Source organism: Paenibacillus sp. FSL R10-2788, assembly GCF_038003885.1.
Classification (GTDB): Bacteria; Bacillota; Bacilli; order Paenibacillales; family Paenibacillaceae; genus Paenibacillus_AQ; species Paenibacillus_AQ odorifer.
Genome location: NZ_JBBOQA010000001.1, coordinates 1,987,653 through 2,004,735 on the forward strand (window position 1 = coordinate 1,987,653; position 17,083 = coordinate 2,004,735).

Below are 17,083 nucleotides of genomic sequence, written 5' to 3' on the forward strand. Positions count from 1 at the left end.
ACCTGTATGTTAGCCTATGACACAAAATGGGTATTAGTGTATGTCCCATCTTAAAATTATAGAAAAAAATGTCTGTTTTGTGATTTAAGTCTTCGTTCGACAAGAACATGAGGTTCAGGATAATGGCTTCTGCTCATCAGCTCTAACTCCTGATCGTTGATATTGTGCTTGACTACGACAAAATGGTACATGATTTCATGCACTACATTTGCTTGAAGGGTCTTTAGTATTTCTAGTTCTTCAGTTTCGTAAAGCGGATCTTCATAAGGATGCTGATAGAATAACTCCATCCGCAGCAACCGATAATCGAAGGGTGGTGCGGGTACAGGGTAGTCTGGAATAGCTGGGCAAACTGGACCGGATGGAGGCTGGAAGAAGGATCCTGTAAAATGCCGGGGGGTATATTCGTCAAACTTCTGCTTGAAGGCAGGGTTGGACATATGGGCAAAGCTGTGGGCATAGGGTGCTAGGATGCAAACAACTGCTTTATGGATGCTAATTCTGTGAATTTCCGACAGGGCTGCGAATAAATTGTCCACATAAGGCAGTACACGGCTAGCCATAACAAACTCAGCACTATTGTCAGGGAGAGGAATCTCTTGGCAAATGTCACAGACAATATCTACATCAGGACCCGCGATCCGATCGATCCCGAGATAACCTGCTTCCTTATTAGATCCACAGCCGATATCGATTCTCAAGGGGCTCACTCCTTTGGGATAAATCAGGCTCACACTATTGTATTAATACCGCTGTAGCCTGCATCCGACGGATGCCTAATAGAAGCTGGAAGTTATCTAAAATTACTTCATATGAAACTTTCATAGAGTGGTTAACGTTATAGGAGTATACTTATGAAGATGACTTTGAAAATAATCGCCACATAGAGGAGGCACTCAACATGAAAAAACAACGTTCATTACCCGCCATAGCAGCGATTGCTGCCTTAACATTTGCCTTAACCGCTTGCGGTGGGAATAATTCGGCACAGACTTCAGGAGAACCGACTGCAACACCTTCTCCAACACCAACCGAGAGCGCAAGCACTGCTGAGCCTACAGAAGCTCCAAGCACTCCCGTACCCACTGAGAACCCAAGTACAGCCACACCAACCGAAAATCCGAGCACAGCTAAACCTAGTTCTACTCCAAAAGCTGAAGGTAAAACAATAAAAATGACAGCCGTTTATATCGGACAAATTGATAGTCATTCCGTTGAGATTGCGACAAAAGAAGGTCCAACCGCTTTTGAGATTTCAGCTGGAATGGAGAGCATACTCGACACTTTGAATTCGGATGATTCCGTAGTTATTGAATATGTGGAAAAAGCAGTGGAGGGCGATCCGTCCGTCAAGCAGCGTGTGCTGACAAAGCTGGCTCTAGCAAAATAATTGAATGTATTGATTTGCAAATTAATAGAGGGTGTCTCAGCAATCATATAGTGGTTGCTGGGACGCCCTCGTATTTTTTAAGCATAGTTCTTGCTCAAAACACTAAACTTTGTTTGGTCGATCACAGTACGCATACCTAGCTGCATCACTATGGATCTAGTAGCCCCACTAACGGAACTAGTAGCCCCACTAACGGAACTGGTAGCCCCTATATTGGACTCAGCATCATCGGACCCAGCGGCCCTTATACGCAGCTTTTTTCGATATTTGAATTACTATCGGACCCCATCGCAGCTATTGCCATGAAAAGCGCCCAATAGGATCCTTTTTCGATGCAATAGCGTCACTGGGGTCCGAAACTGTGCTCCAAAGGCGTAAAAAACGTAAATAACGCCATCTGAGTCCGCAAGCCGCGGATGAGGGATAGGATCCAGCATTATCGGAATTAGCATTATCGGAATTAGCATCATCGGAATTAGTACCATCGGAATTAGTACCATAGGAATTAGTATCATCGGACCCAGCGGCCCTTAAACGCAGCTTTTTCCGATATTTGAATTACTATCGGACCCCATCGCAGCTATTGCCATGAAAAGCGCCCACTAGGATCCTTTTTCGATGCAATAGCGTCACTGGGGTCCGAAACTCTGCTCCAAAGGGCGAAAATCCGTAAATAACGTCATCTGAGTCCGCAAGCCGCGGATGACGATGAGGACTCCCCGATGCAGATTTTAGCTTCATACATAAAATGAGGGTATCCCCACAACAGCTCAAAGTTGTTGGGATACCCTTTTTAATGAAGTTAACATGTTTAAAATAAGCTTAAAGCGTTCCAGCATTGACTAGGAAGGTTGTAATAAGCAGCATAAAGAGTAAGATAATAACACCATTAACAATCGTACCAATAATGCCAAACACCTTGCGACGTTTCCGAATGGAAAGCCCAATGATGCCGATGACTACTCCGATTACATTAAGAGCAGCTAAAATAATAACCGTTAATCCTAGAAGCATTATGAATTGCGAGGACTGGCTTAATAGTTCAGAATTCTCATTAACCAGTGAAGAAGACTTCATTATAATAGAGATAAAGATGGCTGCGTAGCCGATGATCGACACGAGACAGATAATGAATGAAGCAATACCAGGTCCAGAATGTTGAAGATCATGTTCTACTTTTTGATGCGTAGATGATAAATCAGCGCTTGGGTAATCCGGATGAGGGTTGGGATTTCCCACCTCTGCCGCAGGTACGTCTGATTTTGACAGAGAATTTAAGTCCATGGTTTGCACTCCTTGAGAGATTAGAATGAAAATGTTGTTAATATCCACTTTTTCATATTGATGCTAAAAAAGCAACCCCTGAATGAGGCAAAATAAAAAATGACTGCTGGAAATAGGAACTGGCATTACGTTATGATAGAATGAGTCTAAAATTAAGGGGGTGTAATCATTTGCAACGGAAATTTATGGCCTGGGGGGCTGTGCTAGCAATGCTGGCAGTAGGAATTGGTGCTTTCGGTGCCCATCTACTAAAACCAGTGATTAGTGAAGACTATATGAAGGTATATGAGACTGGTGTGCAGTATCACTTGGTACATGCGCTGGGGGTAATTCTCATCGCACTGGCTGTGGGCCAATGGGGCGAAAGTGTCCGATTACGTTGGGCGGGCCGATTGTTAATTGCAGGTACCATTTTGTTCTCTGGCAGTTTGTATGTTCTGAGTATCTCCGGAATTAAGGTGCTAGGAGCGATTACACCTATCGGTGGGGTATGCTTTATAATTGGCTGGTTATGCCTTGCGATAGAGGGATTTTCACGTAAAACGTCGTCTTAGTTGTTAAAAAAAAAGAAAGACCAATAAGCACCTGTTCCCCAATGAGGGAGGGTGCTTATTGGCTTGTAACGCATGCGCTTACAGAAACTCGTCGATTTCATTTAGATTAAAGCTGTACACCTGCTTCTCATCCACATGGTAGACACTTATAGAGTTGGCTGCTTCATCAAAGTTTAAAATACGACAGGGCATGGACACTTGTTTCCCGTACCGGTTCGCTCGTAAACGTACCAATTGATTATTCTGAATATACTGACGAATCTTCCCGTATGCATCAGCTGGCGTCTCAATGGCCGTTTGCTGTGCAGGCGTTTCTGCCTGTTTTTTTATCGGTGTATCCAGCTGCTTCTTCGTAGATTTTGGAGGCAGCTTTAATGAAATGGGAGGAGCAGAGTTTTGATTCAAAGCTAGTTTAGCGGAGCGTAGCAAGCTGTCAATGGTTCTCCCTAATTCAAGACCGGAGTTAATGTTGAAATCTGTGATATGGTCATTATTGTTCAACATTTCGAGCAGAAATTGCAGTGCAAGCGGGTTGGTACGGGCATTAATCAGGATGTCGACGTTAAATAAATAATTGCCGTCTGTGCGTTGTAGTTTCTCGTCCATAAATCCCCCAGCTTTTCGTTTAGAACATCTCTGAATGGTTACAGGAATGTAATTAACTATAACATTAAACATGCAATATTCATATACCCAGGACTACTGGAATAGGGACTATTATACTGCATTTTATACTAGGCATAGGACTACCGTCAGCACACCCACAGGAAAATTAGCATACATATACAACGTGGATAGTGAAAAAAAGGAGGTGCTGCTATTGGTTACTATGGAGCCTATTACAGTAGGTGAACATACGCTGATCGGGGTAGAGGTTAAGCTTCCCAAAACTACACTGCTCTCCATCAGCACGAACCGAGGTTATATTATGTGCGGTGCACTGGATGTCGGTCTCCTCAATGAAACACTTAGTGACCGGCATATCATCGCAGCTCGTGCGGTGGGTGTACGGACGCTTGCCCAGCTTTTAGCTGCCCCGTTGGAGTCTGTAACGATAGAAGCAGAGAGTCTTGGCATCGTACCAGGTATGACGGGTGCGGAAGCGTTACTTCTTATGGTCTGACCGGAAAATTTAACAATTCCAAACAAACGGGGCTTAGGCCCTTTTTGTTTGTGTGCAAGTATTCACATTTAAGCATAATCGGGTGTGTCTATGCTAATGCTAGAACAAATAAAGGTGTTATGGAAGGCTTCTCCTTGTTTCGTATTACAGGTAAAAGGGTAAATTAAGAATAGACAAGTTACTACCGGACGAAGGAAATAGTAACCGGTAAATATAATGGATAAGGTAGGGATCATCTCATGGCTAAAGCATCGAATAAAGTAAATACAACTTCACTGGAACAGATCATGAATCGTCAGGTTGCTAACTTAAATGTCTTGTACGTAAAAATTCATAACTTTCATTGGTATGTCAAAGGAGAACAGTTTTTCTCCCTTCATGTGAAATTTGAGGAATTATATAATGAGGTAACCCTTCACATGGATGAAGTAGCAGAACGCTTGCTAACCATCAAAGGCAGTCCGGCAGCAACATTGAAAGAATATTTGGAATTAGCTACAATTCAAGAAGCTACAGGTAAGGAAGATACACGGGGAATGGTTCAGTCTCTGATTGAAGACTTCGCCACCATCTCTGAAGAGCTGACAGAAGGCATCGAGCTTGCCGAAGAAACCAAGGATCAGCCAACCTCAGATATGTTCATTAAAATCCGTAGTGATCTGGAGAAACACCAATGGATGCTACGTTCATTTCTTAGCTAATCATTAAGCAGTTTGAATAAGGCTTCCTGCGGGAAGTCTTATTTTTGCGTTAGTCTTATACTTAATGAAAATCTTCTCTGAGTCACAAGTGATTAGCTAAAGAGAAATTTGTAAAAAAACAAGGTTTGATATAAAATTAGTGAGAATCATTGATAATCATTGTGATTCAATTTATAATAATTATAATGTGATAGAAAATCTAATTGTGCTGGGAATCAGGATTATCCTGTTTCAATACAACTTTTGATTTCGCAAATCGATCAATGGAGGGAATAATATTATGGCAGCAGAATTTGTCATTGAGGGTCTTAAAGCGACGATTGAGGGAAAAGAAATTTTGAAGGGGATTAACCTTCAAATGAAAGGTGGCGAAATTCACGCCATCATGGGACCAAACGGTACAGGTAAAAGTACTTTGGCTTCGGCGCTAATGGGTCATCCTAAATACGAAGTAACTGATGGAACTGCAACTCTTGATGGTGAAGATCTTCTGGAGATGGCTGTTGATGAACGCGCACGTGCAGGTCTTTTCCTTGCAATGCAATATCCAAGCGAAATCTCTGGAGTAACTAACTCCGACTTCTTGCGTTCTGCCATTAATTCCCGTCGTGAAGAGGGAAGCGAAATCTCGTTGATTCGTTTTATTCGCCAAATGGAAGCAAAGATGAAAGAACTAGATATGAACCCTGAGTTTTTACACCGTTACTTGAACGAAGGCTTCTCCGGTGGTGAGAAGAAACGTAATGAAATTCTACAAATGATGATGCTGGATCCAAAAATCGTGATCTTGGACGAAATTGACTCCGGTCTTGATATTGATGCTTTGAAAATTGTAGCTGAAGGCGTAAACTCCATGCGGAGCGAAGAACGCGGCTTCTTAGTTATTACCCACTATCAACGTCTTTTGAACTACATCAAACCTGATTATGTTCACGTTATGATGCAAGGTAGAATCGTGAAATCCGGTGGTCCAGAGCTTGCACAGCGTCTGGAAGCAGAGGGTTATGAATGGATTAAAGAAGAACTTGGAATTGAAGATGAAACTGTAGGGCAAGAAGCGTAAGAAACGCCAGGAAGGAGGAGACCACTATGACGACACAGACCATTCTTCCGGTGGATGCCGAACGCTTGAGCGAATTATCGCACAGCAGCGGCGAACCGGGTTGGCTGAAAGAAAGCCGCTTGAAGGCACTAGAATTGGCAGCTACTCTGACACTGCCTAAATTAGAGAAGACACGGATTGATCGTTGGAATGTCAATAATTATGGTAGCTATAAAGCAAGTGAACCTTTTGCTTCGCTAAGTGATGCACCTGCATCTATTTCTTCCTTGATCAAGGATCAGGAGGAAGGCAGCCTGATTATTCAACGCAACTCTGGTGCAGTATATACACGTATCGCTCCTGAGCTTGCAGAACAGGGTGTTATTTTTACAGATCTACAGACAGCTGTTAAAGAACACGGAGATTTGGTTCAACGTTACCTGCATAAAGCCATTCAGCCAGACGAGCATTCTATCGCAGCGCTTCATGCTGCATTGTGGAATGGTGGAGTATTCCTCTATGTTCCTAAGAATGTTGTTATTGAAACTCCGCTTCAAGCAGTGCTGTTAACGGATGATGCGGAAGCTACTTTTGTTCCACACATTCTGGTCGTAGCTGATACTAACAGTTCCGTAACCTATGTAGACAACTACGTATCGGATAAAGAAGAAGCTGGACTACACAATGGTGCGGTAGAGGTATTCGTGGGCGCTGGCGCTAAAGTTCGTTATGCTACAGTGCATCAGCTTGGTGTAGATACTACAGATGTAACTTATCGCCGGGCTGTTGTTGAGAATGACGGAGTCATCGAATGGATCGTTGGTGAGATGAACTACGGAGATACTGCGAGTGATACCAAGTCTGTGCTTAAAGGCAACGGTTCTAGCTCCGACGCTAAAGTAATTGCAGTAGGTACGGGATCACAGAAACTGAATTACACCACTCAAGCTCAGCATTTTGGCAAAAGCACACCAAGTGATATGATCACTCGTGCAGTTATGCGTGATTCTGCTACTTCTATCATCAACGGAATCACCAAGATTGAGAAAGGTGCTACTAGAGCGGATGGCCAGCAAACGGAAAAAGTATTGATGCTGAGTCCAAAAGCCCGTGGTGACGCCAATCCGATCCTGCTTATTGATGAAGATGATGTTACAGCCGGCCATGCCGCTTCCGTAGGACAGGTCAATCACGAGCAAGTCTTTTACCTAATGTCCCGCGGAATTACACGGCATGATGCAGAGACTCTGATCATCTACGGCTTCTTGGCTCCTGTTGTGTCACAAATTCCACTGGAGGGACTGCGCAATCAGCTCCAATCTCTTGTGGAAAGGAAGTTAGTGCAATGATTAGCAACGCCATCCGGGAGCAATTTCCCATACTGAATCAAAATGTGAACGGACATCCACTAGTCTATCTGGACAGTGCTGCTACTTCACAGAAGCCTCGGAAAGTGATTGAGGCGGTCAAGTCGTATTATGAGTGGGATAACGCCAACGTACACCGTGGCGTCCATACTTTAGGCAGCCGAGCAACCGATGCCTACGAGGGAGCCCGGGAGAAGCTAGCTAAGTTTATTAACGCCCGCAGCACTAAAGAAATTATCTTTACACGCGGAACAACTACAGCATTAAATATTGTGGCCTCTTCTTATGGACCCTCTGCTGTGGGTGAAGGCGACGAAATCGTCATCACCTTAATGGAGCATCATAGTAATCTGATTCCATGGCAGCAGCTCGCTAAGAAGACAGGTGCTACATTAAAATATATACCGTTGCAACCTGATGGAACGGTTACGTTGGAAGCTGCCGAGCAGACGATTACGGATAAAACCAAGATCGTTGCTATCGCTTATGTATCCAACGTTATGGGAGTAACTCATCCTATTAAAGAGCTTGCGGCTATTGCTCATCGTCATGGTGCAGTAATTGTCGTAGATGGTGCACAAAGCACACCACATATGAAGGTCGATGTGCAGGATCTGGATTGTGATTTCTATGCACTATCTGGTCATAAAATGCTCGCACCCACCGGAATTGGCGCTTTGTATGGCAAGAGAGCACTTCTCGAAGCCATGGAGCCCGTCGAATTCGGTGGCGAGATGATCGATGATGTGGGTCTTTATGAATCCACATGGAAAGAACTGCCTTGGAAGTTTGAAGGCGGTACGCCGATCATAGCTGGTGCTGTTGGTCTAGGTGCAGCCATTGATTTCTTACAAGAAATCGGTTTGGATGAGATACACCGCCATGAGAAAGCTCTTGCAGCGTATGCAGAGCAACGTCTGTCAGAGATCGAGGGTTTGAACATTTATGGTCCTCGAAATCGAGAAGTCGGCGTTGTCACCTTTAATCTGGGTGACGTTCACCCGCATGATGTCGCTACAGTGCTAGATGCGGAAGGGATTGCCATCCGCGCTGGACATCACTGCTGTCAGCCGCTGATGCGCTGGCTGGAAGCCAGCTCTACAGCACGTGCAAGCTTTTATCTATATAATAACGAGCAGGATGTAGATCGACTGGTGGACGCTTTAATCAAGACAAAGGAGTACTTCGGCTATGAACTTGGATGACTTATACAGACGCGTAATTATGGATCATTATAAAAGTCCTCGAAATCGCGGTTCATTTGAAGATGATGCTCTAAAAATTGAACTGAATAACCCAACCTGTGGTGACCGGATTACTCTTCAGCTTAAGGTAGAGGATGGAATCGTAAAGGATGCCCGTTATAATGGTGAAGGCTGTTCGATCAGTATGTCGTCTGCTTCGATGATGACTGAGGCGATCAAAGGACAAACGGTTGAACGTGCACTTGAACTGGCTGATAACTTCTCCTTACTGATGAAGGGTGAAGACGTGGATTTTGGAGATTACGAAGACATTGAAGCCCTTTCGGGTGTGAATAAATTCCCTGCGCGGATCAAATGCGCAACACTGGCTTGGAACGCACTTCGTAAAGGAATTGACGAAGAAGAGCAACATAAATAACAGTAGAACAAGGAGGCTGACACCATGGCTAAGAAAGCGCCTGATATGGAAGAATACCAGTACGGGTTCCGTGATGAGCATAAGTCGATATTCCAGTCTGGTAAAGGTTTGACGGCCGAAATTGTTAAAGAAATTTCAGCAATCAAAAATGAACCACAGTGGATGCTTGACTTCCGCTTGAAATCTTTGGAGCAGTTCCGTAAAATGCCAATGCCTACATGGGGCGGCAATATGGATGATTTGGACTTCGAGGATATTCAATACTATGTAAGACCTTCAGAGAAGCAAGGGAAGACTTGGGAAGAAGTTCCTTCCGAAATCAAAGAAACCTTTGATAAGCTGGGAATTCCGGAAGCGGAACAGAAGTTCCTCGCCGGCGTATCGGCACAATATGAATCTGAGGTAGTCTATCACAGCATGCAGAAGAGCCTTGAAGATCAAGGGGTTATTTTTACAGATACCGACACTGCATTGCGTGAGCACCCAGAGCTTCTGAAAAAATATTTCGGGACGATCATCCCTCCAACCGATAATAAGTTTGCCGCACTTAACAGTGCAGTTTGGTCAGGCGGCAGCTTCATCTATGTTCCTAAAGGTGTGAAATGTGAAGTTCCTTTGCAGGCTTACTTCCGTATTAACTCTGAGAACATGGGACAATTCGAACGTACTTTGATCCTTGCTGATGAAGACAGCTTCGTGCACTACGTAGAAGGATGTACTGCTCCAATCTATAGCACGAACTCTCTGCACAGTGCGGTTGTTGAAATCTTGTGTATGAAGAACGCCCGCGTTCGTTATACCACAATCCAGAACTGGGCTCCAAACATCTACAACCTCGTTACGAAACGTGCGGTTGCAGAAGAGAATGCTACCATGGAATGGGTCGATGGTAACATCGGTTCCAAGCTGACCATGAAATATCCTGCGGTTGTTCTTAAAGGACGTGGTGCTAAAGGTTCAGTACTATCCATCGCGGTAGCAGGTAAAGACCAGCATCAGGATGCGGGTGCCAAGATGATCCATTTGGCTCCAGATACAACATCCACCATTGTATCGAAATCCATCAGTAAACATGGCGGTAAAGTAACTTACCGTGGTCTAGCTTCCTTCGGCCGTCAAGCAGAAGGTGCGAAATCGAACATTAAATGTGATACGCTGATTTTGGATAATGAGTCCACTTCGGATACTATTCCTTACAATGAAATCATGAACGATAACATCGTTCTTGAACATGAAGCAACCGTGTCTAAAGTTTCTGAGGAGCAACTGTTCTACCTGATGAGCCGTGGCCTCACAGAAGCAGAAGCGACTCAAATGATCATCATGGGCTTCATCGAGCCGTTCACAAAAGAACTGCCGATGGAATATGCGGTCGAAATGAACCGTCTGATCAAGTTCGAGATGGAAGGTTCAATCGGTTAATAAGAGCGCTTATGAATGGAGGCCCGTCCTCCTAACGGTTATATTTCTTCAAAGCATCCGTAGATATTTTTCTACGGATGCTTTTTTTATGGGCACAATTGAAAAAATCCCCGAATGCTCCGGGGACTTACCTTTAATATTTTCAATTATCCATTTCCGGCAACGGCAATTCCACTGAAGGATCTGGCTCCCAGAGATGCCGTTCTAATCGCTGATGCTACAATGGTGTATTGGATCTGGCCAGTAAGCACATCGGTCGAAGGCGGATAGTCGACAGCGGTGATTCCAACCATTTCATATTGGGTCGTTGTATTATTAATGTTTCCGGGGTAGGTTGTACTGAAAATTAATACATTATTGCGGTAAATACTAAAAGTAACATCATTCTGAACTATAATGCTGACATCAACACTAAGTCTGGCAAAAGCATTCAATGTGACTCTCACTAAGCCTGCATTGGCAGGGGTAACATTTACTGTCTGAAGTCCAATGTCACCGAAAACTGCACCTGAACGAACCAAATTAAGACTTTGTGCATCCATAGTGCTGCCCTGTGAAATCCGCATATCAAGAAACTGTATACTCATCCTATTCACCTAACCTCTCATTGTTGATTTTATATTTTATGAGAGAAAGAATAGAATGGCACCAAATCATTGGCGGGGTTTTTTATATAGTAAAGGCTACTGTTTTGCCAGATCATTCACTTCTTTATTAAAGGCCTCTGAATATTGATTAAATTTACCTGCATCAAGTGTTAAGCTGTCATCGTTTGCTTTTGGAGGTGTCTCCTGGATCTGCTTATATAAAAGATCAATTTCTGGTGAAAGCTTGGCCCATATTTTCTTAATAGAATCATACTTAGTATCTAACTTGTTCATATATGTATCGTATTCTTTTTTCTCTTCCATGGCTTTGCCAAGCTGTTCGACCGTAAAGTCTATGTCCATGCTCGCTCCTGTACTGCTTGTACCACTTCTAGTGTATGAGATAACATCTACAAACCCTACATTCCAAATGTCGGCAATAACAAAATTGCTTATTTCTCTTAGCGTTTTTTCAGGTGAGGGTGCTGCTGTATCTGCTTTTGAGGAAATTTCCCCGAAATTAAACAAGTTTTTAGATTCGTTGATCGCTGTGTTTGCGTCCGTAGGGTTATTGTTATTTGTATTGCTACACCCTGAGAGAAGGATAATGGCGATAATACAATATAAAATAAGCTGCTTTTTCAATATAGTTCCCCTCCATAATATAAGTAAAAAGTGTTGTATTACTATATTACGGTAAATTGTGGTAAAAGTTTTACATCTGAGGCAAATTTAAGACGGCGAAAAAGTGAACTCTTCGAAACCCGGAATAAATTCCAATAATTATGCAAAAAACCGAATAAAGGTCCTCCTAATATTACACGATGATTACAATATTCATGTAGATTCTTCATTCATCAGGATTAAGGAGGAAACACGAGCATTTTAAGATAACGAGGGTCCTTTATATCATGTAAATGCTGCTTTTTTCCGAAATAACCGCAAAAACGCGCAATTCTCCCCTTTGCCGCATTAAATTATGGATGATACACTGCATAAAGTCACTAAATTGTAAGCGCTAAAAAAAGCTAGCTTACGATGTAACATTTGCTTTATACAAAAAAACGCTTACTAGGTAAGCCTTAAGGAGGAGAGATATGGATGTTCTCAGGCAACTGCGCGGTTATTATCGAGAGAAGCTGCATTTTCTGATTCTTTCGATTATATGTTTGGCCGCTGCAACTGCAGTGGGGCTGATTACCCCCAATTTGTTAAGAAAGCTGATCGATGATGTTATTGTGCCACTTAAGTTTACAGAGGTGCCAGTGCTCGCATTGAGCGTGTTAGCTGTAGTAATAGTAAAAGCATGCCTGCAGTTTGCACATGGTTTTTTTGGAGGACGGCTAGGTAACTTTCTTGCATACCGGCTGCGTAATGCTTGTTATGAGAAGCTGCAATTCCTATCTTTCCGTTATTATGATACCGCGAAAACTGGGGATTTGATGTCCCGACTAACCGGAGATTTGGAAGCGATTCGTAACTTTATCGGTTTCGGTTTTGCTCAGTTGCTTAATGTCTTTTTTATGGTCATTTTTGGTTCGATTATGATGTTCTCACTCAATTGGCAGCTTACTCTAGTAACTTTGATTACGATGCCAATCCTGGCGTTTATTGCGCTAAAATTTGAGTCTAAGATTCACCCGGCCTTTCAAGAGATGCGCCTTGCGCTCAGTTCTCTGACTACGGCTGTACAGGAGAATATCACGGGTGTGCGCACCGTCAAATCGTTTGCGAGAGAGGCTCATGAAGTAGAGAAATTCTCGCACCGTAACGAACGTTATAAGAATAACCAGATTTTTGCTGCTGAGCTCTGGAGTAAGTTTTTTCCAGCGATGGAGTTTTTAGCATCGATCAGTGCAGCTATTCTGCTTGGAGTAGGCGGAACGTTAGTTATTAAGGGGAAAATGTCACTGGGCGAACTGGTTGCTTTTTTCAGCTTAATTTGGTACATCATTGGACCGATTTGGGGTCTTGGATTCCATATTAATAACTATACACAGTCCAAAGCATCGGGAGAACGTGTATTGGAAGTACTTAATCAGAATATTGATGTGAAGGATAAAGAGAACGCCCGTGAACTGGTACCTTCTGAGGTTAAGGGAGATGTAGCGTTTAATCACGTCACATTTGCTTATGGAAACAAAATGCCTGCGGTTACAGACATTGATTTTGAGGCTAAATCTGGTGCGGTTATAGGGTTCCTTGGAGGAACGGGCTCTGGTAAATCGACCATTACACAGCTGATGATGCGTGCTTATGACGTTAATGAAGGCAGCATCACACTGGATGGGATGGACATCAGAGAATACAATGTTCGCAGCTTGCGTTCACAGATCGCGACGGTCTTTCAGGAGACCTTCCTGTTCTCCTCCTCAATTCGCAACAACATCTCCTATGGGTTGAAAAATGTAAGCATGGAAGAAATTATCCGAGCTGCACAACTTGCCAAAGCCCATGATTTCATCATGGAGATGGAAGATGGTTATGACACTGTGGTGGGTGAGCGCGGAATGGGTCTTTCCGGTGGACAAAAGCAACGGATTGCCATCGCTAGAGCCCTGCTTAAGAATCCGCGGATTCTTATCCTCGATGATGCGACCAGCGCTGTCGATATGGAGACGGAGCACGAGATTCAAGCCGGATTCCAAGAGGTCATGAAGGGGCGCACTACACTTATTATTGCCCATCGGATCTCCTCCTTGCGCCATGCGGATCAGATTATCGTCATGAACGAAGGTCATGTACAGCAGCGTGGTACCCATAAAGAGCTAATTGAAGTGCCGGGTCCTTATCAGGATGTATACCGGATACAGTATGCTGATTATCTGGCCAGAGCGACCGGAAGAGGGGAGGAGTGAGGCATATGAAACTTGAAGCCAAACCAATGACCGCTACGGGAGCAAAAAATAAAGCAGCCGAGCAGCAAGAGCTGGATGAACGTTTTGTATATAAAGATGATGATGTCATCGATAAGGCTTTTGACTGGAAGCAATTTACCAGACTGTTCGGGTACATGAAGCCTTATGCAAAGCAGATGCTTCCATTGGTGTCCATCATGATGATTCTGGGAACTATCACGAAGTTGACCGTCCCGTTCCTAACAAGTTTAGCTATTGACCGTGCGATTGCACCAAAGGTGGGGAATCCCAGCTTATCTCTGCTATATTCGCTTACAGCAGGGGTAATCGTCTTATATCTGATTCAATGGATTGCGGGAGTATACCGGATTAAATACACGAACATCATAGGCCAAAGAGTGATTTATGATTTGCGCTCAGATTTGTTCAAGCATATTCAGAAGCTCTCCTTTAACTTCTTTGATAAACGTCCGGCAGGTTCGGTATTAGTGCGGGTAACCAATGATATCAACTCTTTGCAGGATTTGTTCACAAACGGGGTTGTCAATCTGATGATTGACTGCGTGCAGCTTATGGGGATTACCATTATTCTGCTAGTGATCAACTGGAAGCTAGGTCTTGCAGTAATGGTTACGGTTCCGATTATGTTCTTTGTTTCAACTAAGCTGCGCCAAAAGATTCGGATCGCTTGGCAGGATGTGCGGATGAAGAACTCCAGAATTAATTCTCATTTAAATGAATCGATTCAGGGAATCAGAGTCACACAAGCCTACACCCAAGAACAAGAAAATATGAATTATTTCGATGTTATGAATACCGACAGCAAAAAATCCTGGAACAAAGCCTCTGCGATGAACCAGGCGTTCGGTCCGATTATTGAGGTCACAGGTGGTTTTGGGACAATGATCCTCTTTTGGCTGGGGGCTTATCTGATCCAATCTGGAGAACTCACAGTAGGTATGCTGGTAGCATTCAGTTCTTATGTCAGCAACTTCTGGGACCCGATTAATCGCCTTGGGCAGATGTACAATCAGCTGCTTGTGGCAATGGCTTCCTCGGAACGGATCTTTGAATATTTGGATGAGCAACCTGCGGTTCAAGATAATCCTGGTGCTAAGCCAATGGGAACGATTCGTGGGGATATTAACTTTGAGAAGGTCATTTTTGAATATGAAAAAGGCCGGGCTGCATTAAAAGGTATTGATCTGGATGTAAAAGCAGGACAGTCGATCGCGCTCGTAGGTCATACAGGTTCTGGTAAAAGTACGATCATTAACCTGATTGGCCGGTTTTATGATATCAAAAGCGGCCGAATCACGATAGACGGTGAAGATATCCGCGGGGTTACGTTAGACAGCCTGCGAAGGCAGATCGGAATCGTGCTGCAAGATACCTTTATTTTCTCGGGAACGATTCGGGATAATATCCGTTTTGGCCGTCTGGAGGCTACAGATGAAGAAGTGGAAAATGCTGCAAAAGCCGTGGATGCCCACGACTTCATCATGAAGCTGCCCGGTGGGTATGAGACAGAGGTGGAAGAGCGCGGCAGCGCGTTGTCGATGGGACAACGTCAGCTTCTCTCCTTCGCCCGGGCGCTCTTGGCAAATCCGCGTATTCTAATCCTGGATGAGGCAACTGCCAGCATTGATACGGAGACAGAGCTGAAGATCCAGGAGGCACTCAAAATCCTGCTTCAAGGCCGAACCTCCTTTATCGTAGCGCACAGACTTTCTACCATCCGCCATGCGGATAAAATAGTCGTCCTCGATCACGGAGAGATTAAAGAAGAAGGAAACCATCATGAGTTGACATCCCGTGATGGGGTATACAACGGTCTGATCGAAGCGCAATTCCGCTTCTTATAGACCGACAGTACAGAACAGAACAGAACAGTACAGAACACAACAGAACAGAACAGAACAGAACAGAACAGAACAGAACAGAACAGAACAGAACAGAACAGAACAGAACAGAACACAACAACAGCTCATTCCCGTTGCTTAGGCAACTGCGGTGTGGGCTGTTTTTTATAGGGATATAGAATGTAGAGATTAATGGGTCCGGGGTTAGAACAGGCAGACCAGAGTAGAGTGGAGTATGGCATATAGGTATTACGGGACAAGGCAAAGGAAGAACGGCAGAATGGAAGAACAGCAGAACAGCAGAACAGCAGAACAGCAGAACAGCAGAACAGCAGAACAGCAGAACAGCAGAACAGCAGAACAGCAGAACAGCAGAACAGCAGAACAGGGGAACGGCAGAACGGCAGAATGGAAGAACGGCAGAACGGCAGAACGGAAGAACGGAAGAACGGAAGAATGCAAGAACAGCAGAACAGCAGAACATAATACAGCAGGGTTAGATTTCTATTCAGTTACTTAGGACGTTTGGATACCCTGCCCGTCACACGCAGCTCAAACATTTGTGCACAAATATCTTGATGCCATTGTAGATCAGCTGTCTGTTCCGCTAATTGGATTTCATTTTGCAATCGGGCCAACTCATAGCAGTAGGTAGCGTTTATTTGCAGGCACTGCTGTTGTTCCGTTTCCTCAGCAGCAGTAAGCTGCCGTCTACGGCTCAGGATGAACAACTCGGCAAGGCGTTCATGGACAGGAAGCATGCTTTTTTCCTCCTACAGCAATTTAAAACCACATATTAGTTTCGCCATGAGAAGAGAAATTCAAACGTTACGTCAGATAATTAAATTGAGGGGCCTTACTATGTTGAGGGTAGGAGGAACTATCTTCGAAGTCAGAAGGAAACAAGTAGAGGTGAAAATCGAGGGAAGTTTAGGAGTAATCAGGAAACGAATCGTTTAGTTGCAGTTTGTACAATAGTAACCGCCATTCTCGTTATAAAAATACTGTTAATTGCACTTTGTGCAGCTATTTTCGAGAAATGTGCTTATTAAGGGCATTTTCCTTAATTCTAGTTGCACAAAGTACAACTAAATCAGAAATCGGCTCGCTAGACGTGGATTTAGTTGCACAAAGTACAACTAAATCAGAAATCGGTTCGCTAGACGTGGATTTAGTTGCACAAAGTACAACTAAATCACAATTCAGCTCGTTAGATGTGGATTCTAGTTGTACAAAGTACAACAAAATCAGAAATCGGCTCGGTAGACAT

18 protein-coding genes are annotated in these 17,083 nt (G+C 43.8%); 12 read left to right on the forward strand and 6 right to left on the reverse strand.

Features of this window, described 5'->3' with window-relative positions:
• Positions 1–56 precede the first annotated feature (56 nt).
• Positions 57–701 carry a methyltransferase domain-containing protein gene (locus tag NSQ50_RS08520; protein ID WP_051491334.1) on the reverse strand — a complete coding sequence of 215 codons (645 nt, stop codon included), beginning with the start codon at positions 699–701 and terminating at the stop codon, positions 57–59.
• Between the two features lie 200 nt (positions 702–901).
• Between NSQ50_RS08520 and NSQ50_RS08525 the strand changes: the two genes are divergently transcribed.
• Complete coding sequence (locus tag NSQ50_RS08525; protein WP_036684361.1) at positions 902–1,390, forward strand: hypothetical protein; 489 nt, start codon at positions 902–904, stop codon at positions 1,388–1,390.
• An 822-nt stretch (positions 1,391–2,212) separates the two neighbouring features.
• Here the strand turns inward: NSQ50_RS08525 and NSQ50_RS08530 are convergent.
• Entirely contained in the window at positions 2,213–2,674 is a 462-nt protein-coding gene (locus tag NSQ50_RS08530) for a hypothetical protein (RefSeq protein WP_076124771.1), read from the reverse strand.
• Positions 2,675–2,844: 170 nt separating this feature from the next.
• Here NSQ50_RS08530 and NSQ50_RS08535 point away from each other — a divergent pair, with 170 nt between their 5' ends.
• A complete protein-coding gene (locus tag NSQ50_RS08535) occupies positions 2,845–3,228 on the forward strand; it encodes a DUF423 domain-containing protein (protein ID WP_076124773.1) in 384 nt (127 codons plus the stop codon).
• Positions 3,229–3,306: 78 nt separating this feature from the next.
• Here the strand turns inward: NSQ50_RS08535 and NSQ50_RS08540 are convergent, their stop codons facing one another.
• On the reverse strand, positions 3,307–3,834 hold the full coding sequence (locus NSQ50_RS08540; RefSeq protein ID WP_036684355.1) for a hypothetical protein: 528 nt from the start codon (positions 3,832–3,834) through the stop codon (positions 3,307–3,309).
• A 214-nt stretch (positions 3,835–4,048) separates the two neighbouring features.
• On the opposite strand from NSQ50_RS08540, the gene NSQ50_RS08545 reads away from it, so the two are divergent.
• The 7 genes from NSQ50_RS08545 to sufB all read left to right on the forward strand — a co-directional run bounded on the left by NSQ50_RS08545 (position 4,049) and on the right by sufB (position 10,506).
• Complete coding sequence (locus NSQ50_RS08545; RefSeq protein ID WP_036684352.1) at positions 4,049–4,351, forward strand: YunC family protein; 303 nt, start codon at positions 4,049–4,051, stop codon at positions 4,349–4,351.
• Between the two features lie 239 nt (positions 4,352–4,590).
• Positions 4,591–5,052, forward strand: coding sequence for a Dps family protein (locus tag NSQ50_RS08550; protein ID WP_036684350.1), 462 nt, complete (start codon positions 4,591–4,593; stop codon positions 5,050–5,052).
• Positions 5,053–5,332: 280 nt separating this feature from the next.
• Positions 5,333–6,115 (forward strand): Fe-S cluster assembly ATPase SufC, encoded by a 783-nt coding sequence (sufC, locus tag NSQ50_RS08555; RefSeq protein WP_036684347.1) that lies wholly within the window; start codon positions 5,333–5,335, stop codon positions 6,113–6,115.
• A 26-nt stretch (positions 6,116–6,141) separates the two neighbouring features.
• Positions 6,142–7,443 (forward strand): Fe-S cluster assembly protein SufD, encoded by a 1,302-nt coding sequence (gene sufD / locus NSQ50_RS08560; protein ID WP_036684344.1) that lies wholly within the window; start codon positions 6,142–6,144, stop codon positions 7,441–7,443.
• Positions 7,440–8,666: a cysteine desulfurase gene (locus NSQ50_RS08565; RefSeq protein WP_076224099.1), complete on the forward strand. Its 1,227-nt coding sequence runs from the start codon at positions 7,440–7,442 to the stop codon at positions 8,664–8,666. The genes sufD and NSQ50_RS08565 overlap by 4 nt, the downstream gene beginning before the upstream one ends.
• Positions 8,653–9,084: a Fe-S cluster assembly sulfur transfer protein SufU gene (gene sufU, locus NSQ50_RS08570; protein ID WP_036684339.1), complete on the forward strand. Its 432-nt coding sequence runs from the start codon at positions 8,653–8,655 to the stop codon at positions 9,082–9,084. The genes NSQ50_RS08565 and sufU overlap by 14 nt, the downstream gene beginning before the upstream one ends.
• Before the next feature lie 24 nt (positions 9,085–9,108).
• Positions 9,109–10,506: a Fe-S cluster assembly protein SufB gene (sufB, locus tag NSQ50_RS08575; RefSeq protein ID WP_036684335.1), complete on the forward strand. Its 1,398-nt coding sequence runs from the start codon at positions 9,109–9,111 to the stop codon at positions 10,504–10,506.
• Between the two features lie 146 nt (positions 10,507–10,652).
• Here the strand turns inward: sufB and NSQ50_RS08580 are convergent, their stop codons facing one another.
• Both NSQ50_RS08580 and NSQ50_RS08585 read right to left on the reverse strand, forming a co-directional pair.
• On the reverse strand, positions 10,653–11,093 hold the full coding sequence (locus NSQ50_RS08580; protein ID WP_036684106.1) for a hypothetical protein: 441 nt from the start codon (positions 11,091–11,093) through the stop codon (positions 10,653–10,655).
• Positions 11,094–11,189: 96 nt separating this feature from the next.
• Positions 11,190–11,738: a hypothetical protein gene (locus NSQ50_RS08585; RefSeq protein WP_249267783.1), complete on the reverse strand. Its 549-nt coding sequence runs from the start codon at positions 11,736–11,738 to the stop codon at positions 11,190–11,192.
• Positions 11,739–12,190: 452 nt separating this feature from the next.
• Between NSQ50_RS08585 and NSQ50_RS08590 the strand changes: the two genes are divergently transcribed.
• The 3 genes from NSQ50_RS08590 to NSQ50_RS08600 all read left to right on the forward strand — a co-directional run bounded on the left by NSQ50_RS08590 (position 12,191) and on the right by NSQ50_RS08600 (position 16,333).
• A complete protein-coding gene (locus NSQ50_RS08590; protein WP_036684103.1) occupies positions 12,191–13,951 on the forward strand; it encodes an ABC transporter ATP-binding protein in 1,761 nt (586 codons plus the stop codon).
• Positions 13,952–13,977: 26 nt separating this feature from the next.
• Positions 13,978–15,816 carry an ABC transporter ATP-binding protein gene (locus NSQ50_RS08595; RefSeq protein WP_036684176.1) on the forward strand — a complete coding sequence of 613 codons (1,839 nt, stop codon included), beginning with the start codon at positions 13,978–13,980 and terminating at the stop codon, positions 15,814–15,816.
• A gap of 277 nt (positions 15,817–16,093) precedes the next feature.
• Complete coding sequence (locus NSQ50_RS08600; RefSeq protein ID WP_340939681.1) at positions 16,094–16,333, forward strand: hypothetical protein; 240 nt, start codon at positions 16,094–16,096, stop codon at positions 16,331–16,333.
• Here the strand turns inward: NSQ50_RS08600 and NSQ50_RS08605 are convergent.
• Positions 16,326–16,574, reverse strand: a complete 249-nt coding sequence (locus NSQ50_RS08605; protein ID WP_076179733.1) for a DUF7667 family protein — start codon at positions 16,572–16,574, stop codon at positions 16,326–16,328. The genes NSQ50_RS08600 and NSQ50_RS08605 overlap by 8 nt on opposite strands.
• Positions 16,575–17,083 lie beyond the last annotated feature (509 nt).